The 581-nt window shown below is 66.1% G+C and carries 1 protein-coding gene; it reads right to left on the bottom strand.

Annotation, left to right across the window (positions count from 1 at the left end; genetic code table 11):
• A partial coding sequence (locus AC1DYG_RS18960; protein WP_477641417.1) for an IclR family transcriptional regulator occupies window positions 1–465 on the bottom strand: 465 nt, incomplete at its 3' end.
• Between the last annotated feature and the right edge of the window lie 116 nt (window positions 466–581).

Genomic DNA, 581 nt, shown 5'->3' with positions numbered 1-581 from the left:
GAGCAGCGCCTTGCCCGACGACGTGCAGTGCGCAGGCATGGTCATGCCCATGCGGGACCCGACGCGCACCGCCCGAGCACTCTCGACCGAGTCCACGAAGGTCACCGTGTTCCCGTCGAGCCGGGCCAGATGAACCGTCTCACCCAGGCTGGCCGAGAGCCGCTCGAGCACCGGATGCACCCGCGCCCGAACGTCGGTCTGGCGCAGGACCGCGAACGCTATCGTCGTCAGGGCCGGGCCCGGCTCGTAAGCCCGCGAGCCCTCGACCTGACGAACGAACCCGCGGTACTGCAGCATCGCCAGTAGCCGGTGCGCAGTCGACGAGGCCACCGAGAGATACTCGCTCACCTCGGTCAGCCGGATGCTGCGACGATCGCCGAGCAGCAACAGGATCCGAAGCGCGTTGTCGACAGACTCGATCGGGTACTGCGGACGATTCGGAGGTGCATCTTCCTTTGCAGTCACGCAGGTAGGGTAACGGCAGGGATGCGCAACACGTTCTTGGTGACCTTGCCCGAGGCGTTTCGCGGCAGCGAATCGACCACCACGAGGTCAGTCGGCAGCTTGTAACGAGCCAACCT

Source organism: Pedococcus sp. P1_H8 (genome assembly GCF_056405175.1).
Note: the sequence above shows the minus strand (reverse complement) of the source record. Positions and strands in the feature narration are given on the sequence as shown.